Annotated in this window: 15 protein-coding genes, 1 tRNA gene and 2 pseudogenes; 15 read left to right on the top strand and 3 right to left on the bottom strand. The window is 31.8% G+C overall.

Annotated elements, in window-relative coordinates; translation table 11 throughout:
- Positions 1 to 10 precede the first annotated feature (10 nt).
- From argB to serC, 4 genes and pseudogenes are all read left to right on the top strand, one after another.
- Positions 11 to 790 carry an acetylglutamate kinase gene (argB, locus tag GYM74_RS06450; protein ID WP_220217406.1) on the top strand — a complete coding sequence of 260 codons (780 nt, stop codon included), beginning with the start codon at positions 11 to 13 and terminating at the stop codon, positions 788 to 790.
- Between the two features lie 105 nt (positions 791 to 895).
- A pseudogene (locus GYM74_RS06445) lies at positions 896 to 2,113 on the top strand (argininosuccinate synthase); the annotation flags it as partial.
- 271 nt (positions 2,114 to 2,384) lie between these two features.
- Positions 2,385 to 3,761 (top strand): argininosuccinate lyase, encoded by a 1,377-nt coding sequence (argH, locus tag GYM74_RS06440; RefSeq protein WP_220217404.1) that lies wholly within the window; start codon positions 2,385 to 2,387, stop codon positions 3,759 to 3,761.
- A gap of 156 nt (positions 3,762 to 3,917) precedes the next feature.
- Positions 3,918 to 5,003 (top strand): 3-phosphoserine/phosphohydroxythreonine transaminase, encoded by a 1,086-nt coding sequence (gene serC / locus GYM74_RS06435; RefSeq protein ID WP_220217403.1) that lies wholly within the window; start codon positions 3,918 to 3,920, stop codon positions 5,001 to 5,003.
- A 64-nt stretch (positions 5,004 to 5,067) separates the two neighbouring features.
- On the opposite strand, the gene GYM74_RS06430 is transcribed toward serC, so the two are convergent.
- Complete coding sequence (locus GYM74_RS06430; RefSeq protein WP_220217402.1) at positions 5,068 to 5,427, bottom strand: DUF4156 domain-containing protein; 360 nt, start codon at positions 5,425 to 5,427, stop codon at positions 5,068 to 5,070.
- Positions 5,428 to 5,643: 216 nt separating this feature from the next.
- On the opposite strand from GYM74_RS06430, the gene GYM74_RS06425 reads away from it, so the two are divergent.
- From GYM74_RS06425 to GYM74_RS06415, 3 genes and pseudogenes are all read left to right on the top strand, one after another.
- Positions 5,644 to 5,720, top strand: a tRNA-Ile gene (locus tag GYM74_RS06425).
- Between the two features lie 227 nt (positions 5,721 to 5,947).
- Positions 5,948 to 6,169: pseudogene (locus tag GYM74_RS12385) on the top strand (P22AR C-terminal domain-containing protein); the annotation flags it as partial.
- Between the two features lie 93 nt (positions 6,170 to 6,262).
- The gene (locus tag GYM74_RS06415) at positions 6,263 to 6,859 is read left to right on the top strand and encodes a hypothetical protein (RefSeq protein ID WP_220217400.1); all 597 of its coding nucleotides are present in this window, start codon (positions 6,263 to 6,265) and stop codon (positions 6,857 to 6,859) included.
- A 1,013-nt stretch (positions 6,860 to 7,872) separates the two neighbouring features.
- Here the strand turns inward: GYM74_RS06415 and GYM74_RS06410 are convergent.
- Positions 7,873 to 8,196 carry a YnfA family protein gene (locus GYM74_RS06410; protein ID WP_220217399.1) on the bottom strand — a complete coding sequence of 108 codons (324 nt, stop codon included), beginning with the start codon at positions 8,194 to 8,196 and terminating at the stop codon, positions 7,873 to 7,875.
- A gap of 166 nt (positions 8,197 to 8,362) precedes the next feature.
- Between GYM74_RS06410 and GYM74_RS06405 the strand changes: the two genes are divergently transcribed.
- The 8 genes from GYM74_RS06405 to GYM74_RS06370 all read left to right on the top strand — a co-directional run bounded on the left by GYM74_RS06405 (position 8,363) and on the right by GYM74_RS06370 (position 17,679).
- Positions 8,363 to 8,869: a hypothetical protein gene (locus GYM74_RS06405; protein WP_220217398.1), complete on the top strand. Its 507-nt coding sequence runs from the start codon at positions 8,363 to 8,365 to the stop codon at positions 8,867 to 8,869.
- Positions 8,870 to 9,151: 282 nt separating this feature from the next.
- Positions 9,152 to 9,685 carry a hypothetical protein gene (locus tag GYM74_RS06400; RefSeq protein ID WP_220217397.1) on the top strand — a complete coding sequence of 178 codons (534 nt, stop codon included), beginning with the start codon at positions 9,152 to 9,154 and terminating at the stop codon, positions 9,683 to 9,685.
- 565 nt (positions 9,686 to 10,250) lie between these two features.
- The gene (locus tag GYM74_RS06395) at positions 10,251 to 10,946 is read left to right on the top strand and encodes a hypothetical protein (RefSeq protein ID WP_220217396.1); all 696 of its coding nucleotides are present in this window, start codon (positions 10,251 to 10,253) and stop codon (positions 10,944 to 10,946) included.
- 404 nt (positions 10,947 to 11,350) lie between these two features.
- On the top strand, positions 11,351 to 12,532 hold the full coding sequence (locus GYM74_RS06390; RefSeq protein ID WP_220217395.1) for a nucleoid-associated protein: 1,182 nt from the start codon (positions 11,351 to 11,353) through the stop codon (positions 12,530 to 12,532).
- Positions 12,525 to 13,763, top strand: coding sequence for a hypothetical protein (locus tag GYM74_RS06385; protein ID WP_220217394.1), 1,239 nt, complete (start codon positions 12,525 to 12,527; stop codon positions 13,761 to 13,763). Before GYM74_RS06390 ends, GYM74_RS06385 begins: the two co-directional genes overlap by 8 nt.
- A 298-nt stretch (positions 13,764 to 14,061) precedes the next feature.
- Complete coding sequence (locus GYM74_RS06380) at positions 14,062 to 14,682, top strand: carboxymuconolactone decarboxylase family protein (protein WP_220217393.1); 621 nt, start codon at positions 14,062 to 14,064, stop codon at positions 14,680 to 14,682.
- Positions 14,683 to 15,254: 572 nt separating this feature from the next.
- Complete coding sequence (locus GYM74_RS06375) at positions 15,255 to 16,718, top strand: hypothetical protein (RefSeq protein ID WP_220217392.1); 1,464 nt, start codon at positions 15,255 to 15,257, stop codon at positions 16,716 to 16,718.
- A gap of 754 nt (positions 16,719 to 17,472) precedes the next feature.
- Complete coding sequence (locus tag GYM74_RS06370) at positions 17,473 to 17,679, top strand: hypothetical protein (protein ID WP_220217391.1); 207 nt, start codon at positions 17,473 to 17,475, stop codon at positions 17,677 to 17,679.
- An 82-nt stretch (positions 17,680 to 17,761) separates the two neighbouring features.
- Here GYM74_RS06370 and GYM74_RS06365 read toward each other — a convergent pair whose 3' ends face one another.
- Positions 17,762 to 19,087 (bottom strand): MATE family efflux transporter, encoded by a 1,326-nt coding sequence (locus tag GYM74_RS06365; protein WP_220217390.1) that lies wholly within the window; start codon positions 19,085 to 19,087, stop codon positions 17,762 to 17,764.
- Positions 19,088 to 19,091 lie beyond the last annotated feature (4 nt).

Raw genomic sequence — 19,091 nt, 5'->3', positions numbered from 1 at the left:
GGAAATTGAAATGAAACCATTAATTATCAAACTTGGTGGCGTGTTGCTCGATAATCAAGATGCTTTAAGTAAGTTATTTGTTGTTATTGGTGAATATAAAAAGAGTTTTGCACGCCCACTGATTATTGTTCATGGTGGTGGTAGCCTGGTTGATTCTTTAATGGATCGTTTATCAATGCCAGTTGTTCGGCGAAATGGGTTGCGTGTGACACCAGCAGATCAAATTGATGTGATAGTTGGTAGCCTTGCAGGAAGTGCCAATACAAAGCTTCTTTCAGAAGCTAAAAAACAACAAATTCCAAGTGTTGGGCTCTGTTTAGCTGACGGTAATAGCGTGAAAGTTAAACAGATTTCAGAAGAGTTAGGTTATGTTGGTCAAGCTGATGCGGGGGATGCGACTTTAGTCAATCTGCTTATTGATCATGGCTATTTACCAATTATGAGTTCTATCGGCATTACCGAAGAAGGAAAAATGATGAATGTTAATGCCGACCATGCAGCTGTTGCTTTAGCAAAAACATTAGATGCAGATTTGATTCTTCTGTCAGATGTTGTAGGTGTATTAGATCAGAATAAAAAACTTATCGAATCATTAACCCAGTCACAAGCGGATCAGTTAATCGCTAGCGGCGTGATTACAGACGGCATGATAGTAAAGGTAAATTCTGCATTTGAAGCCGCTAAATCATTAGGCAGATCAATTGATATAGCAAGTTGGAAAGAAGCTGATAAGCTTGGAGAATTATTTAATGGTAAATCAGGAATAACCGGCACAAGAATTATTGCTTAAATATAAATCAACCAGTATATTAAACTGATAATTTATATTTATAAATTGACACAAAAAATCTTTAACGCATTTAACTATCGAAAGTTAATTTAGAAAGGGTATATCATGAAAAAAAGTGGAACTAAAAAGGTTGTATTAGCCTATTCAGGTGGTTTGGATACATCAGCAATCATTCCTTGGTTGAAAGAAAATTACGGTGGTTGTGAAGTGTATGCTTTAGTGGCAAATGTTGGGCAAGATCCCAAAGAGCTCAAAGATGTAGAAAAGAAAGCTAAAGCATCGGGCGCGGTTGCTTGTAAAGTTGTTGATCTACGAGAAGAGTTTGTTAAAGATTATGTTTACCCTGTATTAAAAACCGGCGCTTTATACGAAGGAACTTATTATCTCGGAACATCAATGGCTCGCCCAATTATTGCTAAGGCTCAAGTTGAATATGCTTTAGAGGTTGGGGCTGACACACTTTGCCATGGCGCAACCGGAAAAGGTAATGATCAAGTTCGTTTTGAAACAACTTATACGGCACTTGCTCCACAACTTAAAGTTATTGCTCCTTGGCGTGAATGGGATTTGCGCTCGCGAGAGGCTTTAATTGATTATCTAAAAGTCCGTAAAATTCCAACTACTGCAACCGTTGAAAAAATCTATAGTCGTGATGAAAATGCATGGCATATCTCAACTGAAGGTGGAGTGCTTGAAAGTACATGGAATCAAGCTAATGCTGATTGCTGGGCGTGGACTGTATCGCCGGAAGATGCACCAAATAAACCGGAGTTTGTCACTATTGGAATCGAAAAAGGGGAAGTTGTTTCAGTTAATGGTAAAAAACTTTCGCCATATAACTGTGTTGCAACACTCAACAAAATTGGTGCAAAACATGGTGTAGGTCGGGTTGATATTATTGAAAATCGTTTAGTCGGTATTAAATCTCGTGGTTGTTATGAAACTCCGGGTGGTACTATTATGATGACCGCATTACGTGGTTTAGAGCAGTTAATTTTAGATCGTGACAGCTTTAAATGGCGTGAACAATTAGGTATTGAAATGGCTTATGTGGTTTATGATGGTCGTTGGTTTGCGCCATATCGCCGTTCAATTCAAGCTGCAGCCGACGTTCTTGCAGAAGATATGACCGGTGAAGTCGTCATCAAACTTTATAAAGGTAATGCAACTGCTGTTCAGAAAAAATCGCCAAATAGTTTATATAATGAAGAATTTGCGACTTTTGGTGAAGATGAGGTTTATGATCATAGTCACGCAGGTGGTTTTATTCGTCTATTCTCTTTATCATCACGAATTCGTGCCTTAAATGAAGAAAAGAAAAAACAACCGGCAAAAAAAGCGGTAAGCAAAAGCGTGAAAACCGATTCTAAAACGAAGACAACGACAAAAACGTCTGCTAAATCTAAGTCTGTAAGTAAAACTAAAAAGTAATATTAAAACTTTTTAGTGTGCAACTTTAAATGATATATACAGGCATAGTCCTGTATATATTTCTTTTAACGTATCGAAACAATTTAGCATCAAAATCAGAATGAATAAAAGTTGATAATTACAATCATTTTGCATTAATTTAAAGATTATATTTGAGGTATTTATGGCATTATGGGGTGGGCGTTTTAGCCAAGCAGCAGATCAAAGATTTAAACATTTTAATGATTCGTTGCGCTTTGACTATCGTCTTGCAGAGCAAGATATTATAGGATCCATAGCTTGGTCTAAAGCATTGGTGACCGTTAACGTTCTATCTTATGATGAACAAAAGAAATTGGAAAAAGCTTTAAACGAATTACGCATATCGGTTAATCAAGACCCTGAACAGATTTTACGAAGTGATGCAGAAGATATTCATAGTTGGGTTGAACAACAATTAATTGAGAAAGTGGGTGATTTAGGTAAAAAATTACATACTGGTCGTAGCCGAAATGACCAATCAACAACTGATCTTAAACTATGGTGTAAAAAAGAGATTAATCATTTGATTGAATCTGTAGATCATTTAAGAAAGTCTTTAGTCATTACAGCTGAACAACATCAGCAAGCTATTATGCCGGGTTACACTCATTTACAACGAGCTCAGCCCATTACTTTTGCACATTGGTGTTTAGCTTACTATGAAATGCTGACTCGTGATAAAGATCGTCTGCAAGATACACTTAAACGCTTAGATATAAGCCCGTTAGGTTCAGGTGCTTTAGCCGGAACAGCATATCCTATGGATCGTGAAGAGCTAGCGCAATGGTTAGGGTTTGCTAAAGCAACGAATAATAGTTTGGACTCGGTTTCAGATCGTGACCATGTGCTTGAATTATTAAACACGGCTTCAATTAGCATGATCCACTTATCTCGTTTTGCCGAAGATTTAATTATTTTCAATAGTGGCGAAGCCAATTTTGTTGAACTATCAGATCGCGTTACATCCGGCTCTTCACTAATGCCACAAAAAAAGAATCCCGATGCATTAGAATTAATTCGTGGAAAAGTCGGTCGAGTAGTTGGCGCGTTAACCGGTTTAATGGTCACTTTAAAGGGATTGCCACTTGCTTATAATAAAGATATGCAAGAAGACAAAGAACACCTTTTTGATGCAATTGATACCTGGCATGAATGCTTAGATATGGCTTGTTTAGTTCTTGAAGATATCAAAATAAACTATGAAGTCTGTTTAGAAGCTGCAAAACAGGGCTACTCGAATGCAACTGAATTAGCTGATTATCTTGTGGCTAAAGGGATTCCATTTAGAGAAGCACACCACATTGTTGGCGAGGCTGTTGTTGGTGCAATAGCTAAGCAAAAGGCATTGGAGGAACTCTCTTTAGACGAACTTAAATCATTCAGTCATGTTATTGAAGATGATGTTTATACTATATTATCGTTGGATTCTTGCTTAGCAAAACGGTGTGCTAAAGGCGGTGTTTCACCACAACAAGTAAGAATCGCTATCGCAGCAGCCAAACAACAACTCTCCTTATAGTTTAAATTTTATTTCTTGTTTGCCGGTTTATGCCGGCTTTTTTATGCCAAAACGTATAGTAAATCTGAAAGATCTTGTCAAAAATTTGATTGTATATACTTTAAGACAGTGTAAAAATATAACTTTATTTTTATAAATGGATTAAAGTGAATTGCAATGAATAAAAGTTACAACTTTAGTGCCGGTCCTGCTAAATTACCTGCTGATGTTTTAAAACAGGCACAAGCTGAGTTATTAGATTGGCAAAATACTGGCGCATCTGTTATGGAGTTAAGTCACCGTGGTAAGGATTTTGATGCATGTGCAATTGAAGCTACTAATAATTTACGAGACATACTAAATGTCCCCGATAATTATAAAATTTTATTTTGCCAGGGTGGCGCAAGAGCACAATTTGCCGCTGTGCCACTAAATATTTTAGGCGAAAAAACGCAGGCCGATTATATCAATAGTGGCTATTGGAGCCAATGTGCTGCTAAAGAAGCAGGAAAGTATTGTAACGTTATCGAGCAAAACATCGTTGTTAAGACCGATGGAGTTACTTCGCTAAAACCTATGTCGGCATGGCAACTAAATGATAATGCCGCTTATATACACTATTGTCCAAATGAAACTATTGATGGGGTTGAAATATTCGAACAGCCTAATTTTGACGATAAAATTGTTGTAGCTGATTTATCATCGTGCATTTTATCTCAACCAATTGACGTCAGCCGTTATGGAATTATCTATGCTGGTGCTCAGAAAAATATTGGTCCTTCAGGTATTACTATTGTCATAGTTAGGGAAGATTTGCTAGGGCACGCTAAAAAGGTGTTACCGTCGGTATTAGATTATAAAACTCTTTTCGATAACGATTCGATGTTTAATACACCGCCAACTTTTGCATGGTACTTATCTGGTTTGGTATTTAAATGGATTAAAAATTTGGGCGGATTAAATGCGATGCAACAACGAAATCAAGCTAAAGCTCAATTGCTTTACCAGTTTATCGATCAGTCTGATTTTTATCGTAATTGCGTGGCTACCCCTAATCGATCAATCATGAATGTAACCTTCTTATCCCCAAATGAGGAACTCGATAAAAGGTTTGTTAGCGAAGCAACACAAGCAAATATCATTGGAATCAAAGGTCACCGAATTGCTGGCGGAATGAGGGCTTCGATTTACAATGCGATGGATATTGAAGGAGTCAAGTATTTAATTGATTTCATGAAAGCTTTTGAAAAACAAAATGGCTAATTATATTGGTAAAGTTCAATAAAAAAGGGATAGTATAATATCCCTTTTTTCATTTTACGATTGTTTACTTACAACTAAACACTTCACCAGTCATCACTGCATCTGTTGGCGCTATATCTGAAACATATTGTAATGATGCATCTTGAGCGTTATAAATCACATTACCACCCATTGACGCAGCTTTATTCATAAGATCGGTTGCTGCATCACGAATAAGCTCACTATGTGTTTTTAAACCTGAAAAAAGTGTATTACGGCGGCCTTCAGCTTTACCCAAAAATTGGCAGCTAGCCGCAGGTTTAGTATCAATAAATTGAACGTGTTGACCTGCTGATGTGAGTTGATAATTAGAATTGCTACAGGCGTTTAAAAATAAAGCACTAGAAAAAGCCGCACAGATAAATAGTAATTTTTTTAAAGACATAATATTTCCTCAACCAGTAAAACGATAAATAATGATAAGCGTTGTTATTGTATCAGTTTAATAAAATAAAAAGTATCAGTTATTGTTAATGATTAGAATGCATTAAATTACAGTTTAATAATTAACCAAATCAACCCATTTAGTTAATTAATTGTAGCAAATTAAAATTTTCTCCATTATAATCGCAACCCTACCAAGTCAGTAGATCCTCAAAAAGGCCCCTTAGCTCAGTTGGTCAGAGCAGTCGACTCATAATCGATTGGTCACTGGTTCAAGTCCAGTAGGGGCCACCAACTCCAAAAATATATAGTCAACAAACTGTTAATGAGTAAACTTACCGAGCAGGTGAAAGACATCAAAGGTTTATTCAAAGTTTCTCCAGCAATTCAAAATCCCACGTTATCAAGATTTACCAGCCAGTAGATTGAGGAAACCTTTAAGTGGCTTGGCGGGTTACACCCAGAATTGGCTTATCAGATGAAGATTTATATGATTTAGCAAGTTATATAAAACTGCTGAAACAATGCGATATCAAATAGAATCGATAGAGCCTGTATTACGTGTGATTAATTCAAGTTTTAGCGGAACTTTTTACTCTATAGCTCGTGAATATAAGCGAACTTTAAATGATACTAGAAGAATAATCGAACGAAAAACAGAGCATATACAATCTAAAGGAATAGCCGATAATTGGAATAGAGTTTTACCGATCATTAGGTTAAAAATGTCTAAATTAGCATAATCAATTATTATAAAAATAAAACAACCTAAGGGTAGTTCTTATTGCTTTAACTCGTTAAATAACATACCATTAATGAAAAATTAAGGAGATGGTATGCAGAAAAAATTATTTATAATTCTGTTTTGTTTTCTAAGCATTGGTTGCAATAAAAAAGAAACTAAAATTGAACTACCAAACCAACTGAAATGGGGAATGAGTGTTGATGATGTAAAGCATATGGGGGTTAATATTTTTTACAAAGGGGAAAGTGAGGATCATAATTTTCAGTATTATTTAATTAAATCCGATTCTTTTCCTGAGCTGGATTTTAAAACGGTTGTATTTAAAAAAAATGATGGATTAGTTAGTTATAGTCATAATAATAATTACTATTCCTCGCCGGGACTGGATAGTGATACTAACTATGATTCAACAGGTGAAAAAGCTATATCGTTATATAACTCGTATATTAGTCAATTTGATAAATTATATTATTCGAGTTCAGCTCACAAAAACGTTGAACCTTATAATAATTTTTGGATTAACCCCATTTGTGAAGAAGAGGAACTCTGTATAATTTCAGAAAAAACGTACAAAGATAATATCGATACTGAATTAAAAATCGCCATATCCGTAATCAAAGCGGAAAACAGCATAAATAACATAGGTATTGTTCGGATTTCTTTTATAAAAAATGATAACTTTAATTAAATATTAAACTCTTTTGTTAAAAGCCGTTCCGGCGGGCTTTTTTCATGTCTAGAGAAATCAAAATTATGGAAACATTTCACTGGAGACCGTGCGGTTTAGAAAACAAAGCACTTGAAAGTTTAAACGGATATATATGACTATAATGCGGTTTCAAACGCATAAAATATAAGCTCACTTAATAGATGGGCTTTGTATTATTCATATGTGAGTAATTTTATGAGAACAAGAGCATGTAGACGACATCAAGTTAAGTAACAGTTTCAAATGAGTGGCAACAAAATATAAGCTTTTACACCTAAACTTTAAAAAATTCACGAGCAGTTATAAAAAATAACTGCATATTTAATCAACAGTCGTCTTGTGTGGCTTTTTATTTTTAAAGGTAGCATATGACAAAGGGCGAAAAGAAAAAATAGGTCGCCCAAGTGAGCTACCGATTGTTTGACTAAGGTTAAGGAGTATTTACTTGGAGGCAATAAAAAATTTGGTGATGTAGTTCTAAGCTTTAGAGGTTTAGCTTGTTTTCTTGGTAAGTATAAGTCTTCAATGTACAGCAATACTGAGTAAAGTAAGGAATTTTCCGACACGTTTGAAGCAATTAAAACGTTAATAATTTATTGGTCACTGGTTCAAGTCCAGTAGGAACCATCAACTCAAAAAGTATGTAGTTAACAAATTATTTATAATCATATTTTATAATAATCTAATCCGATAAATTCAAAGTAATTTTATTCTTTTAATTTTATATAGTTACTGAAAATAGATTAATAAACTTTGTCATCTTTGTTAATCTTACAATTAAGGAGAGATATAAAAAGCATGGGTTAAATTGCCTTTTAATCAAGAAAAGTGAATTTATAAAACCGGTTAATTCGCGAAAAAAATAACTATTTAATACCAAAAAAATTTGCAACAATCGTAAATTATTACTAATGCAATACAGTGAATATAATGGAGTATGCTTATATTTTTGTTAAAAGAGTAGGGTATATTAATTTAATTAAAAATTAATTTTATGTTTTCCAACCCCAAATAATAACTAGGGTCCCGAGTAGGATAATCATGGCACCAATTAAATCAAATGTTGATAATTTGACATGATCAACTAACTTAAGCCAGATAATAGATGTTACCACATAAATACCACCATATGTTGCATAAATTCGACCACTAGCTTCAGGGTGTAAAGTAAGTAGCCAAGCAAATAACATAAGACTTAATGCGGCCGGTATTAGAAACCAGGCAGAAACCACTTTTTTAGCCCAAATATAAACAAAATAACAGCCTGAAATTTCAGCTAAAGCGGTAAATATAAATAATATGATAATTTTTATCATAATTAAACTACTATTATCATTAATAAAATTTAGTTTAGTATAAACAAATTTAGATTGGTTTGAACATTATTTCTGTTTTATTTTATAAACTTTTAAAGTTTAAATTGGAAGTTAGTTATTAACTAATGTTAATATCAAATTAATAAATTAAAGGGAAGATTGATTTATGGCTGTAAAAAAAAATTGTGAATTAGGAATGATTCATTTTCTATTCAAAGATCGTAACTTACTTTATGCACACGGTTTTTTTTATGTACTTATGTTTATAATTTTTAGGATTTCCATGGAGTTCGGCAGAGGCGGTTTTCATAGTTATTCTGAAAAGTTTGATCCTTTTATTATTATTTTTCTAGTTGCTACTCTAACCGTGCAAGTGATTTTATTTCTGTCGATGCTAATAAAACTCTTCACCAAACCAAATACTCACAAACTAACTTCTTTTCTTGGATTATATATTGGTATTTTTGTATGTTTTATTTGGTTTGCTATATTGGTAGCCTATTTTGAGAATAATGACAATAGTTGGGGATTTAATGGGCTTGCTTTTATGTTATTATCAATTTTGCCAAGCGTTTCAAGCATTTGTGGCTATATTTTGTTAATTCTTATTAAAGCGATTAGAAGTGGTATTTGTTTGTTAATCAATAAGCAAAATAGCGAGGATATGAAATAGATATTAATGCTATAGATAGAAAATAGCTTGAATTAGATATATAGCTTCCAGTGAATTTTTTAATGTTTCGAGTGGTGTGTATGTTTGTACATGGTAACTTGCCTAAGTATGTCGCAGATCAGGAAAATGAAATATCTTAATTCCAGCTCTTTTTTATAAATTAGATTGACAAGAAAACCTATATTCAAGTTTTTTCACAGAAATATGTATAAGATAGTTTTGATGGATAAATAATATATGCTATTATGATTACTCGCAGGAAGTGTATTTTGTAGGCGCATCATGGGACGATACCGTACTAATCCGATGAAATCTTTAGTGTTCAAGTTCATTAAGGAAGAGGATTTCCAAAATAAATTAAATATTATTTCAGAATTTAATTTTGTTCACTTTGAAAAATGGTTCCAAATCGAATTGGCATGTTATTTTAAGAAGAAAAAATTTTTCAACTATTGTCCTTTTACATGGACAGCAGAATATTCTCATACTAATAAAAAAGGAAAAATTATTCCTGATTTTACTATTTTTTATAACACAAGTGGTAATGAGTTTTATACTGAAATAAAGCAATATGATAGTTTTATAACATGCTTTAATAAAATGGTTGATGACTTTTATAAAGTGAAAAATGCCGTTGATAAAAAAAATAGTGAGAATATTAATTGTATTGGTGTTTTTAAAACAGAATATTTTAGCGAAGATAAGTTATCAAATTTAAAAGATGGTTTTAAAAAAGATAAACACCTCATTACCAAAATAGAAGAAATCAAAATTAAAGAAATACCTAATACAAAGTATTCTTTAATGTATTTTTAGATTCTAATATGAAAATCTGATTTAGATGTAAGTCAAAAAAGAATTACATCATCTATAAAATTTTTGGACTGAATTTGTGTATGTTAGATAATTGGTTTTGGCTATTGTGATTATTATTGGCTAGACATTACTAACAGAATCTCAAGTTAGTAATAAGGCACCAGTAGGATTAATAATAATTTCTGTAGTTTAGTGATCTTGCCGATACTTTATATACTTAAGAGCCGTCTAAGGATGATGTTTCGGCATTCTACTTAAAAGAAGTTGATTAAGCAGATGAATATCTAGAATATCGCAATTTAATTCATATATTTTAAATTAATGAAGGCAATATTTACTCAATGGCGTACAAGCATTGGTGTTGTCACAGGGCTTGATCACAATTGCCTCATGTGGTTAATAAAAATTAATTATATCTGTAAAATAAACGCATTTTTTGATCTACAAATCATGGAAGAAGAGTCAGTGAAATTAATAAATAAAAGTAAATAACCACTTTCGAGTGGTTTTTTATTGCCCCAAACCTTTAAATAACATACCATTATCAAAAACTATGGAGAATGGTATGAAAAAGATTTTACTAGCTGGCTTAATTGGTTTCGCTTTAGTCGGATGTGTGAGCGATATTAAGTATAATTATGTGCCAGAAATTACTCAAAAAAGCTATCCTGATCTTAATGTAGTTACAACCACGTATGTAGGTGATGACATGGTTCGTCAAGGCAACGTTAAAACAATGGATGTGATATCTTTTCCAGTAACAACTCAAGTTAATAAATTTTGGTACTCTTATATCATTGATGCAGGCGATTATCCAAAGTTAGGTGAAGATAAAAAATATTTATTTTTTGCGATAAGAAGTGTAAACGGTAATTCTATTGTGAAAAGTTTCAATGTTGCTGTGGCTCCGGTAGGTATAAGAGTTAGTAAAGATTCATCTAAGAATCAAGTCTGTATATCTTTTCCAACAGGGACTGATTTTTGTGAGAATAATAAACAGTTTACTTATAAAAAGGTTAATGTGACGAGTCAGGATGGATTCCAGCAAACATTAATTTATAACGGAAAGGTTGGTAATAAAATTAACATAGGGTATCGAGAATTTAATAACGATATTGCTCGTCCTGCATTTTCCAATAATGTTGAATATGATTTATCGGAGTCAAAAATTATAAGATACAAAGGTGCAGAGTTAGAAATAATAAAAGCAACTAATCAATTTATTCAATATAGAGTTTTTAGAAATTTCAATAATAAATAAAAAAAGCCCTTTCGGGCTTTAATTTTATCTATCATTTATATGATCAATTCTAGATAAGTACTTATAAGAGAAGAGCAGTATACATTGTCTTAAGCATATAACAGAAGTCACAATAGAGTAATTTTATAGGGCTTCTTCACATATACAATCCAAACCAATAGCAAATAATTCGCATAGCGTATTGCCTGTGAATAGAGACATTAGTTCAAAATGCAACAACTCGATGAAGTGAGTTGTGTCCTATTTGAATTAAATTTTCGTAGATCAATTAATCCAATTAAAAGGTAAATTTCATCATATTTTATAAAAATGAATATGTGTACTGTTAGCTGTATTTATTATCATGTAAGGGTATCTGTTGTTTATATTATCATTAATTGATTAAATTATTCGGGATAAACAATATGACAGATGCTTTTAAAAAAATATGTACCAATTGTAATAGTGATTTAGATGTTAGTGGTGTTTGTAGTGATTGTGGGTATGATTCATCAATAGAACAAGGAGCAGTTGAATATTTGCCTCAATTTGCTATTACAGCAGATCTGAAGCGAGAAAATTCTAATTTTAGCTTTATACTTGGTAAATTATGGAAATTAACAGATAACGATATTTTGGAATTCATCGCTAAAGTAGATGAAAAATTCAAAAGGCATAAAAAAAATCATAGTTACATCTATAAAAGTATAACTAATACTAGTGTAGCTGTTAATTTATCTAAATATTCAAAAAGAGAATTAGAATTTGAATCTCTAGTTTCAACCATAATGGAAAAACTTTGTTCCGAGGCTAATGCTGATAGGCGAAGCAAAAAGGGAGGTTCAATAATATTTATTCATTACAATATTGAAAGTGAAGAAGATTCTTTAGGTAGATTGTTTATTTTGATGGTTGATAATAATAATGGGTTTAATTTTGATGATGATTTAATCCCAAAAATGTTTTCAACTATTAACTTGGATTCGTTGAGACAGGCTGCAATGATTGATTTAACTTTATTTGATGCTACTTATCCTGATAATAAAGGAGAGCCTTACCTTCAGTTTATCACAGGTAAATCAACGAGTAACTTCTTTAAGAGAGCTTTAGGGTGTAACGAAACACTTGATAGTACTCTAAGTATTGACGAGGTTAAATGCGCTGTTATAGATTTTTTGAAACATTTTAATGTTAAAAAGAGAGATAAAGATAATGTTCAAGAAGCAATATCAAAATTATTGGAAAATACATTAAAAAGAAAAGCTGATAGGAAATTATCGATAGAAAATTTTCAAAACATTATAGACAGCACATTAGATGATGAAACAATTAAAGGAAAATTTAGTGATTTTGTTGCATCTAGGGATTATAAGATTAATGAATTTTTTGAACCTACTCCATCATCTAAGAAAATTTTTGAAACGCTAACATTGGAAGATGCAGAAAAAGATTATTGTTGTCAAATTTCTTATAGTGCTTTAGGTATAAATAATAAAGAAAACAAAAAAATCACTTATAACCAAACGGATGGCACCCTAACAATTAAGTTAAATGAAAATGATATTAAAAATCTTAATGATTACTTTGGTGTAAGTAAAAATGAATAAAGATATATTAACTCAAGATGAAATAAAGAAACTAAAGTATCTTTTTGCGCAATTGTCATCTTGTGGAATTAAGATCGAGGGCGGATGGGCTGAGATTTCTTTGGGGCAAAATGTCAATGGTGAAAATTTAAAAGAACTTTTAAGGACTTTTGGGGTTAAAAGTGAAGAATTAGATTATTCCTCATTTCATAATCTAGTTAGCTTTCCAATAAAAAAAGGCGATTTAGCTGAAAATACTGTGATTTTTCCTACGTTAGACAGCTTTTGGGTAAAAGCATCTTCACTGGATCATGAATTGCCTTATTACATTATTCTTGATGGCGGAGAGCGAGTAAATAATGGCATGATATCATTCTTAATGCCTGAACCTATTATCAAAAAAATCAACTTATTTTTAAAATGGAGTAGGCTAATAAATAATATATCAAGATATTCTTTTTATGATAAATGTATTTATTATGTTCCAGATAAAAATAACATAAAAGAAGTTGAGATTATTATTCCATCTAACAATCTATCTATAATAGATGAAATAGTAGAAATAAATAAAATTAATTTTGACTTTGTAAGTGAACTTTTAAATATTATTGAAGTAGATGATGTCATGACATCGGAAAGGCAATCTATATTGAGAGTTGCTATTTCAGATTTTGTTGATAATAAATGTGTATTAACTGAAATAATCGAAAAAGATAAACAAATTTATAAGCGTTATAAAGATTTAGTTGATTTATATACGAAAAAATTTTCTATAGATAAAGTGTTATCTGAAATAGAAAGCAAATATATCGAATATACTTCAAAAATAAATGATATTATTTCCTCAACTCAAAATAAGGCTTATGCAATACCTGGTGCTCTTATTGCTGCCTCGGCATTAATTAAAGCAGGTAATCTTCTTATAGGATCGTTAGTAATCATTGGATTATTTATGATTTTCTTAATTACATTTGTCTCAAATCAATCATATAAAGATTCATTAGATGAGTTAAATACAAGTTTAGAAAAATCATTTAAGCGTTTTCAAATTTTAGAGAAGAGAACACAAATTTATAAAGAAGCTGGTGATACTAGTACAAAATTATCTGATAAAATAACCAAAGTTAAACGTCGATTGATATTAGTCAATGCCATGAATTTTATAATGCTAATAGTTGGAGGGATTGTTCTTTATTTTAATAATCAAGATGAACTTTATAAAATTTTTTTTGAAAAATTGAGTTTGTCATAATGCAAGTAAATATCCTATTCATAGGGCTGCGTACTAAATTGAATTACCTGTCGATAAGCAAGTGAATTATCAAACTCTTCATAAGGTAATTTACTGTAGTTTATTTTGAGATATATTGAATTAAAAATCATATAAATGCAAAAATAAAACAAATCCTGATAGATTAATGTTTTATATGCACTGGCTCTAATATTAATAACTCATCTATCATTTTTAGGCACACAAATTTGTAAACATCCAGGGTGGTTAGAAAAAGTAACCGATTACAGTATTAACTATTTATGCAAAGGTAAATGCTATGAATACTTTAACACCAAAACAAGGATCAATTGTGACTATTTCCGCTTCTATGTCTAAGGGCGATATGATTGGATTAAAACAAGCTTTAATTGATGGTTTAAACCAAGGGTTAACCATTAATGAAATTAAAGAAATTTTAGTTCAGCTTTATGCCTACGTTGGTTTTCCTAGGAGTTTAAATGGGCTGAGTGTTTTCAAAGATCTGCTTGAAGAACGTCAAAGAGAAGGCATTACTGACACAGTTGGTTCTACGTCAGCGCCATTACCCACTAATATAAGCGCTTTAGAGTTGGGGACTAAAATTCAAACAAAAGTTGTTGGCAAACCCGTTACCGGCGGCATTATGGATTTTTCACCTGTTATCGATCAATTTTTAAAAGCCCATCTTTTTGGCGATATTTTTGGTCGAGATATTTTAAGTTATGAAGATAGAGAGATTGCGACATTAGCTGCGCTATCAACATTGGCTGGTGCCGATAGTCAGATTAAATCTCATATTCAAATTGCGCAAAATGTCGGGGTATCTTTTACTAAATTAGATGCCATTGCTAATATTTTAAAATCAAAAATTGGTGAAATGGAATTTGAACGGTTTAACCGTGCAGTAAAAGGCCAATAAAAAAATTATAATTAAATGGATATATCAATATTAAATATGCCCATTTTCCACAGAATAAGTTCTTTTACACGAATAACTTTAAATCATTTCCTGACGAGGATAGTTATTATGAAAATAATCAGTCAATCTGAATTTGAAAAAAATAATATCTTTGGCAAGGGCGAACCTAATGTAATTATGCTAAATATTTTATTGGTCATTCATATCTTTATTAGAAGAATACCAAAAATTAAACAAATTTTCTAAACCCCAAAAATGTAAAGGATTACTTTAGCCTACGATCGAAAATATTTTAATTTTCATAGATAGAATAATTAAATCTAATCTGTCAAATTAATACTTCCCTTATCTAGATTTATCTGTTTGATATGCCTTACAAAGTCGTAAAATTCTTAACAACTCTTTACATAAAATTCAGATACAAACTACCTTATCTAATTTATTATTGTGAAACCGATTTCAGGTTTGCTCATATCCTATTCTTATGTCAAACAAATCGTTTTAGTACTACCTCGAGATGGATCTTGTTAATTCAAAAAAAACATAAAGAGAATCAAAAGGAGTAGTAATTCATGATAGCATTAAGTTGTACACTGTCTTCAGATATTTCAAGCATTAATCAAAAATATTCACCTCATGTTAGACATATCAGAAAGCGAAAATATACCACCGTTCTTTTTTATTTATCAAGTTATTTAACCTTAAGCATCGTTGCTAATTCTGTTTCCGCACTATCAAACCAAACAGCAAAATTTATTAATGGTACTGCACCTTACTTAACTTTTGATAATGGTCAAACAAAAAGTACAGATACTAAAGCATTATCTTGGATCAGTTATATGGAAAATGGTCAAGAGGTTAAATATAATCAACCACCCAAGGATTCTAATAATAATCCCTTACCTATTGCCATTCCAAATAGTATTGCTACCTTTGCTGATATACAAACAATCGTTCCGGTTAGCTCTTCTATGGATAGTGATAAAGTACAATCAATCGATTTCAGTGCGATATTGCAAGCACCTTATAATTATGGTCGCGATGATGATGGTGATTTGGTAAATGCAGGGACCGGTAAAATTTCTATGAGAATTACAAATTCTCTAGGCCAAAATGTAGCGCGGACTGATGCTGTCGACAAATGTTTAGCGCCATATTATATCAATTTACATATCGAAAACAGTAGTATTAAGACTCAATATGGTGTTCCAGATTCAACAACATTTAGTGATCTTAATGATAATTATTTCCTTCATGTTGGTTCAAGTTCATTTTATACTTGTTTTGTTCAACCGAAAACATTAACACAAAATAACGGTGTTTCTGGTCAGTGGGATTCAGATAAAAATGTTTTTTTAGTTCAAGATGTTAATAATCCTGAAACTAATTTTCCTGCAACAGGCGCCAATGATCTTAATTTCAAATTGATTGTTGCCGGGCTTAAAGATTACCGTCAACTTAGTTATAGCAAAGTGCCTAACAATTCTAATGTTGATTTAGAATTCAGTGAATCTAAAGGGGTGGCCGTAGTGAAGTTAAAAGGACCAAACTCTAATTCTCCTTCATCTAAAATGAGTTTTGTGCCAACACAATTTACGATTTATGCTGACCAAGCAAAAACTATTCCAATTTATCGTTTTAAATTGCGCCACTGGTTTATTCCTCAAGCGGATAGTAATGGTATCGATATGGTAGAAAACAATTATAATAACGCTGAAAATTATTGTGCAAGCTTGCCAAATTATAGATTGCCAATTGTGTCAGATCTGACTAACGGTAATATTCCTAATTGGTGGGAAGGCGGCTATCCTGGAAATGGTGAAAAGAAAATTAGGCAAATAAATGGTGGATTGCTTTCAGAGTGGGGGTCGTTAAGCAATAAAGGTTATGGCGATGCTTGGACTCCATTTGCTTTTTGGACCAGTTCACCATCCCCAAGTCCAATTCCAAATCAACATTTTATTGTGGATGTAACAGGTGATAAAATAAGTGGCACAAAAACTCAATTTACTCAGGCGATTTGTGTTTCACCTTAAATAAAATTTAAAAAATATTTCCAGAAGTATCATTTTTAATATTAGTCAAAAAGGGGGGAGAATAATATCCCCTTTTTTAATTTTGTTATATTATTAGATAATTAACTATCAACGCTATCATTAAAAGTAATTAGAGAATTTTATAAATCAATTCAATCATCTCTATTTATCACCGAAAGCTATTTGCTTGGCTGTTGACACAAATTGTACATTATCTTTTTTCAGCCTCCGGCTTCAAGATAGATTTTAGGAAAAGTTAGTTTATTTATTTAATGAAATATAAAATCTAAATTATCGAAGAATAATCTACTCAATTAATATTGAAAACGATTTTTTGCGTTATTTTTAACAAACTAAAATGGTCTTATTACAACAAACTTATAGATGATAAAATCTTAAAATTTAGCAACCTAACGAAATTTTGGAATTATAAAATTATCCAATGTATTTTAAATAATACCCATAATCGTTTTGTTGATAAAAATTTTCTACTTCCTCAATTTTTATACTGAAACGTAGGTATTTTCTGAAAGATTTTGACAAGATTTTTTATATTATTATCAAAAGATTGATGGTGAAATAGTGCTTAAATTGTATTTTTGTTTTAAATATAGATGTTAAATTCATTTAATAAAAAAACGGTAAAATCGGGTATGATTAAAAAACATACTTGCTTTTTTTTTAATCAGAGCTTATAAATATCACTGATAAGTATTAGCTTATCTTAAATATAACTATACTGGAGGAGCTTATAATGGTACAAAAATTTGCTGCATACGGTAGTGATGTTTCAGCCGGCACTTATAAATGTGCTGACTGTGGATATATTTATTCCAACCAAAGTAAGAAATCGTTACCCCCTTGTCCGGATCATAATAAAAAACCACATAGTAAAAATGGTTGGTATATAGTTAGTGGGCAAGGTGATTCAGTTAAAGATCCTCATCCATCTAAAAAATAGTTTGTATATTTTTAAATCAAAAGGTAACCGGTTGTGTTACCTTTTATTTTCTGATCAATTTGATAAAATATCTAACAACAACTTAGATCAATACGTAGCCTTTAGATTTTTTGATCCAGATGACTAAGAACAGCGTCCTTCCTAAACTGAATAAAATATATGAAAACCATAATCCATTATTTCCCCAAATTGGCACGCATATATATTGGGCAATTAACCAAAGTAAAAGTGCGAGAATCATTGAATCTCGGATTGATGATGTATAGCTGATTCCAGAAAAAACGCCATAGTAAATCAAACCACCTGCAACTGCTATTGGAAATATCATCAACCATAATTGATATTGCTGACATAACCCTATTATTTCTGTTTGATTCGTCAATAATTTTATAATTGCGGTATCGAAAGCTAACCAAATGGCAATTAAAATTATCGGACAGATAATGCATGCCTGCAATGACCATCTAAGGGTTTGATTATATAACGTAATATTTTTCGTCCCTTTAGCTTTGCCACTAAATACGCTCGAAGCATTAGCAAACCCGTCAAAGAGATATGCCATTAAATAGTGAATTTGGAACAATACAGCATTGGCGGCAAGCACTTGAGTGCTGAAGCTAGAGCCAATTGATATAAAATGGTTAGTGACAATTAAAAGACAAATAGTACGGATCATCAAGTTAGTATTAACTAAAATTACCCCTTTTAATGACTGCCAAGATAATATTGCTTTTAAATCGGTTTTTTGTTGTGTTTTTGGTAGATAACGATAGATATACCAAAATCCTAATAAACTACAGCTGATCTGTGCGCTTAAGGTCGCAGAAGCTACCCCTTCAATGTTTGAATGAAATCCCCAAACTAAGATTATAGCTAAAATAATGTTAAGTACATTAATCAGTACTTGTAAAAACAAAACCGCTTTTATTTTTGCCATTCCCATTAGCCAACCGACTAATACATAGTTGATAAGCACAAAAGGGGCGCCCCAAATCAAAATTGAATAGTAGGTCTTTGCGAAATGAGTGACTTCCTTATTCGGTTTAATCACTTGCATTGCCGCATCAAAAATAGGTTGCTGTAGAATAATAAATAAGATACCTAAAACTATAGCAATAAATAGCGGACGAATAAGCGAAGAACGCAATAATATAGGATCATTTAAAGCTTGTGCAGCAAAACCAGTTGTACTGACTCGCAAAAAGCCAAATAACCAATAAATGGTATTAAAAATGACTGCGCCAACAGCGATACCGGCTATAAATGCAGGATTAGGTAAGTGCCCGACTAATGCTGTATCAACTACTCCAAGTAGTGGAGTTGTAATGGTTGAAATTATAAAAGGGATCACCAAAGCTAAATAGTCTTTAAAATAAAACTGTTTGTTGTTGTCTAATTCGGTTGTCATAAAT

The sequence above is a fragment of the Gilliamella sp. ESL0405 genome (assembly GCF_019469205.1).
Lineage (GTDB): Bacteria > Pseudomonadota > Gammaproteobacteria > Enterobacterales > Orbaceae > Gilliamella.
Note: the sequence above shows the minus strand (reverse complement) of the source record. Positions and strands in the feature narration are given on the sequence as shown.

Bases quoted from the DNA above. Each gene is read 5' to 3' on its own strand.
- argB (WP_220217406.1), top strand. From the start codon at position 11: ATGAAACCATTAATTATCAAACTTGGTGGCGTGTTGCTCGATAATCAA.
- argH (WP_220217404.1), top strand. From the start codon at position 2,385: ATGGCATTATGGGGTGGGCGTTTTAGCCAAGCAGCAGATCAAAGATTT.
- serC (WP_220217403.1), top strand. From the start codon at position 3,918: ATGAATAAAAGTTACAACTTTAGTGCCGGTCCTGCTAAATTACCTGCT.
- GYM74_RS06430 (WP_220217402.1), bottom strand. From the start codon at position 5,427: ATGTCTTTAAAAAAATTACTATTTATCTGTGCGGCTTTTTCTAGTGCT.
- GYM74_RS06415 (WP_220217400.1), top strand. From the start codon at position 6,263: ATGCAGAAAAAATTATTTATAATTCTGTTTTGTTTTCTAAGCATTGGT.
- GYM74_RS06410 (WP_220217399.1), bottom strand. From the start codon at position 8,196: ATGATAAAAATTATCATATTATTTATATTTACCGCTTTAGCTGAAATT.
- GYM74_RS06405 (WP_220217398.1), top strand. From the start codon at position 8,363: ATGGCTGTAAAAAAAAATTGTGAATTAGGAATGATTCATTTTCTATTC.
- GYM74_RS06400 (WP_220217397.1), top strand. From the start codon at position 9,152: ATGGGACGATACCGTACTAATCCGATGAAATCTTTAGTGTTCAAGTTC.
- GYM74_RS06395 (WP_220217396.1), top strand. From the start codon at position 10,251: ATGAAAAAGATTTTACTAGCTGGCTTAATTGGTTTCGCTTTAGTCGGA.
- GYM74_RS06390 (WP_220217395.1), top strand. From the start codon at position 11,351: ATGACAGATGCTTTTAAAAAAATATGTACCAATTGTAATAGTGATTTA.
- GYM74_RS06385 (WP_220217394.1), top strand. From the start codon at position 12,525: ATGAATAAAGATATATTAACTCAAGATGAAATAAAGAAACTAAAGTAT.
- GYM74_RS06380 (WP_220217393.1), top strand. From the start codon at position 14,062: ATGAATACTTTAACACCAAAACAAGGATCAATTGTGACTATTTCCGCT.
- GYM74_RS06375 (WP_220217392.1), top strand. From the start codon at position 15,255: ATGATAGCATTAAGTTGTACACTGTCTTCAGATATTTCAAGCATTAAT.
- GYM74_RS06370 (WP_220217391.1), top strand. From the start codon at position 17,473: ATGGTACAAAAATTTGCTGCATACGGTAGTGATGTTTCAGCCGGCACT.
- GYM74_RS06365 (WP_220217390.1), bottom strand. From the start codon at position 19,087: ATGACAACCGAATTAGACAACAACAAACAGTTTTATTTTAAAGACTAT.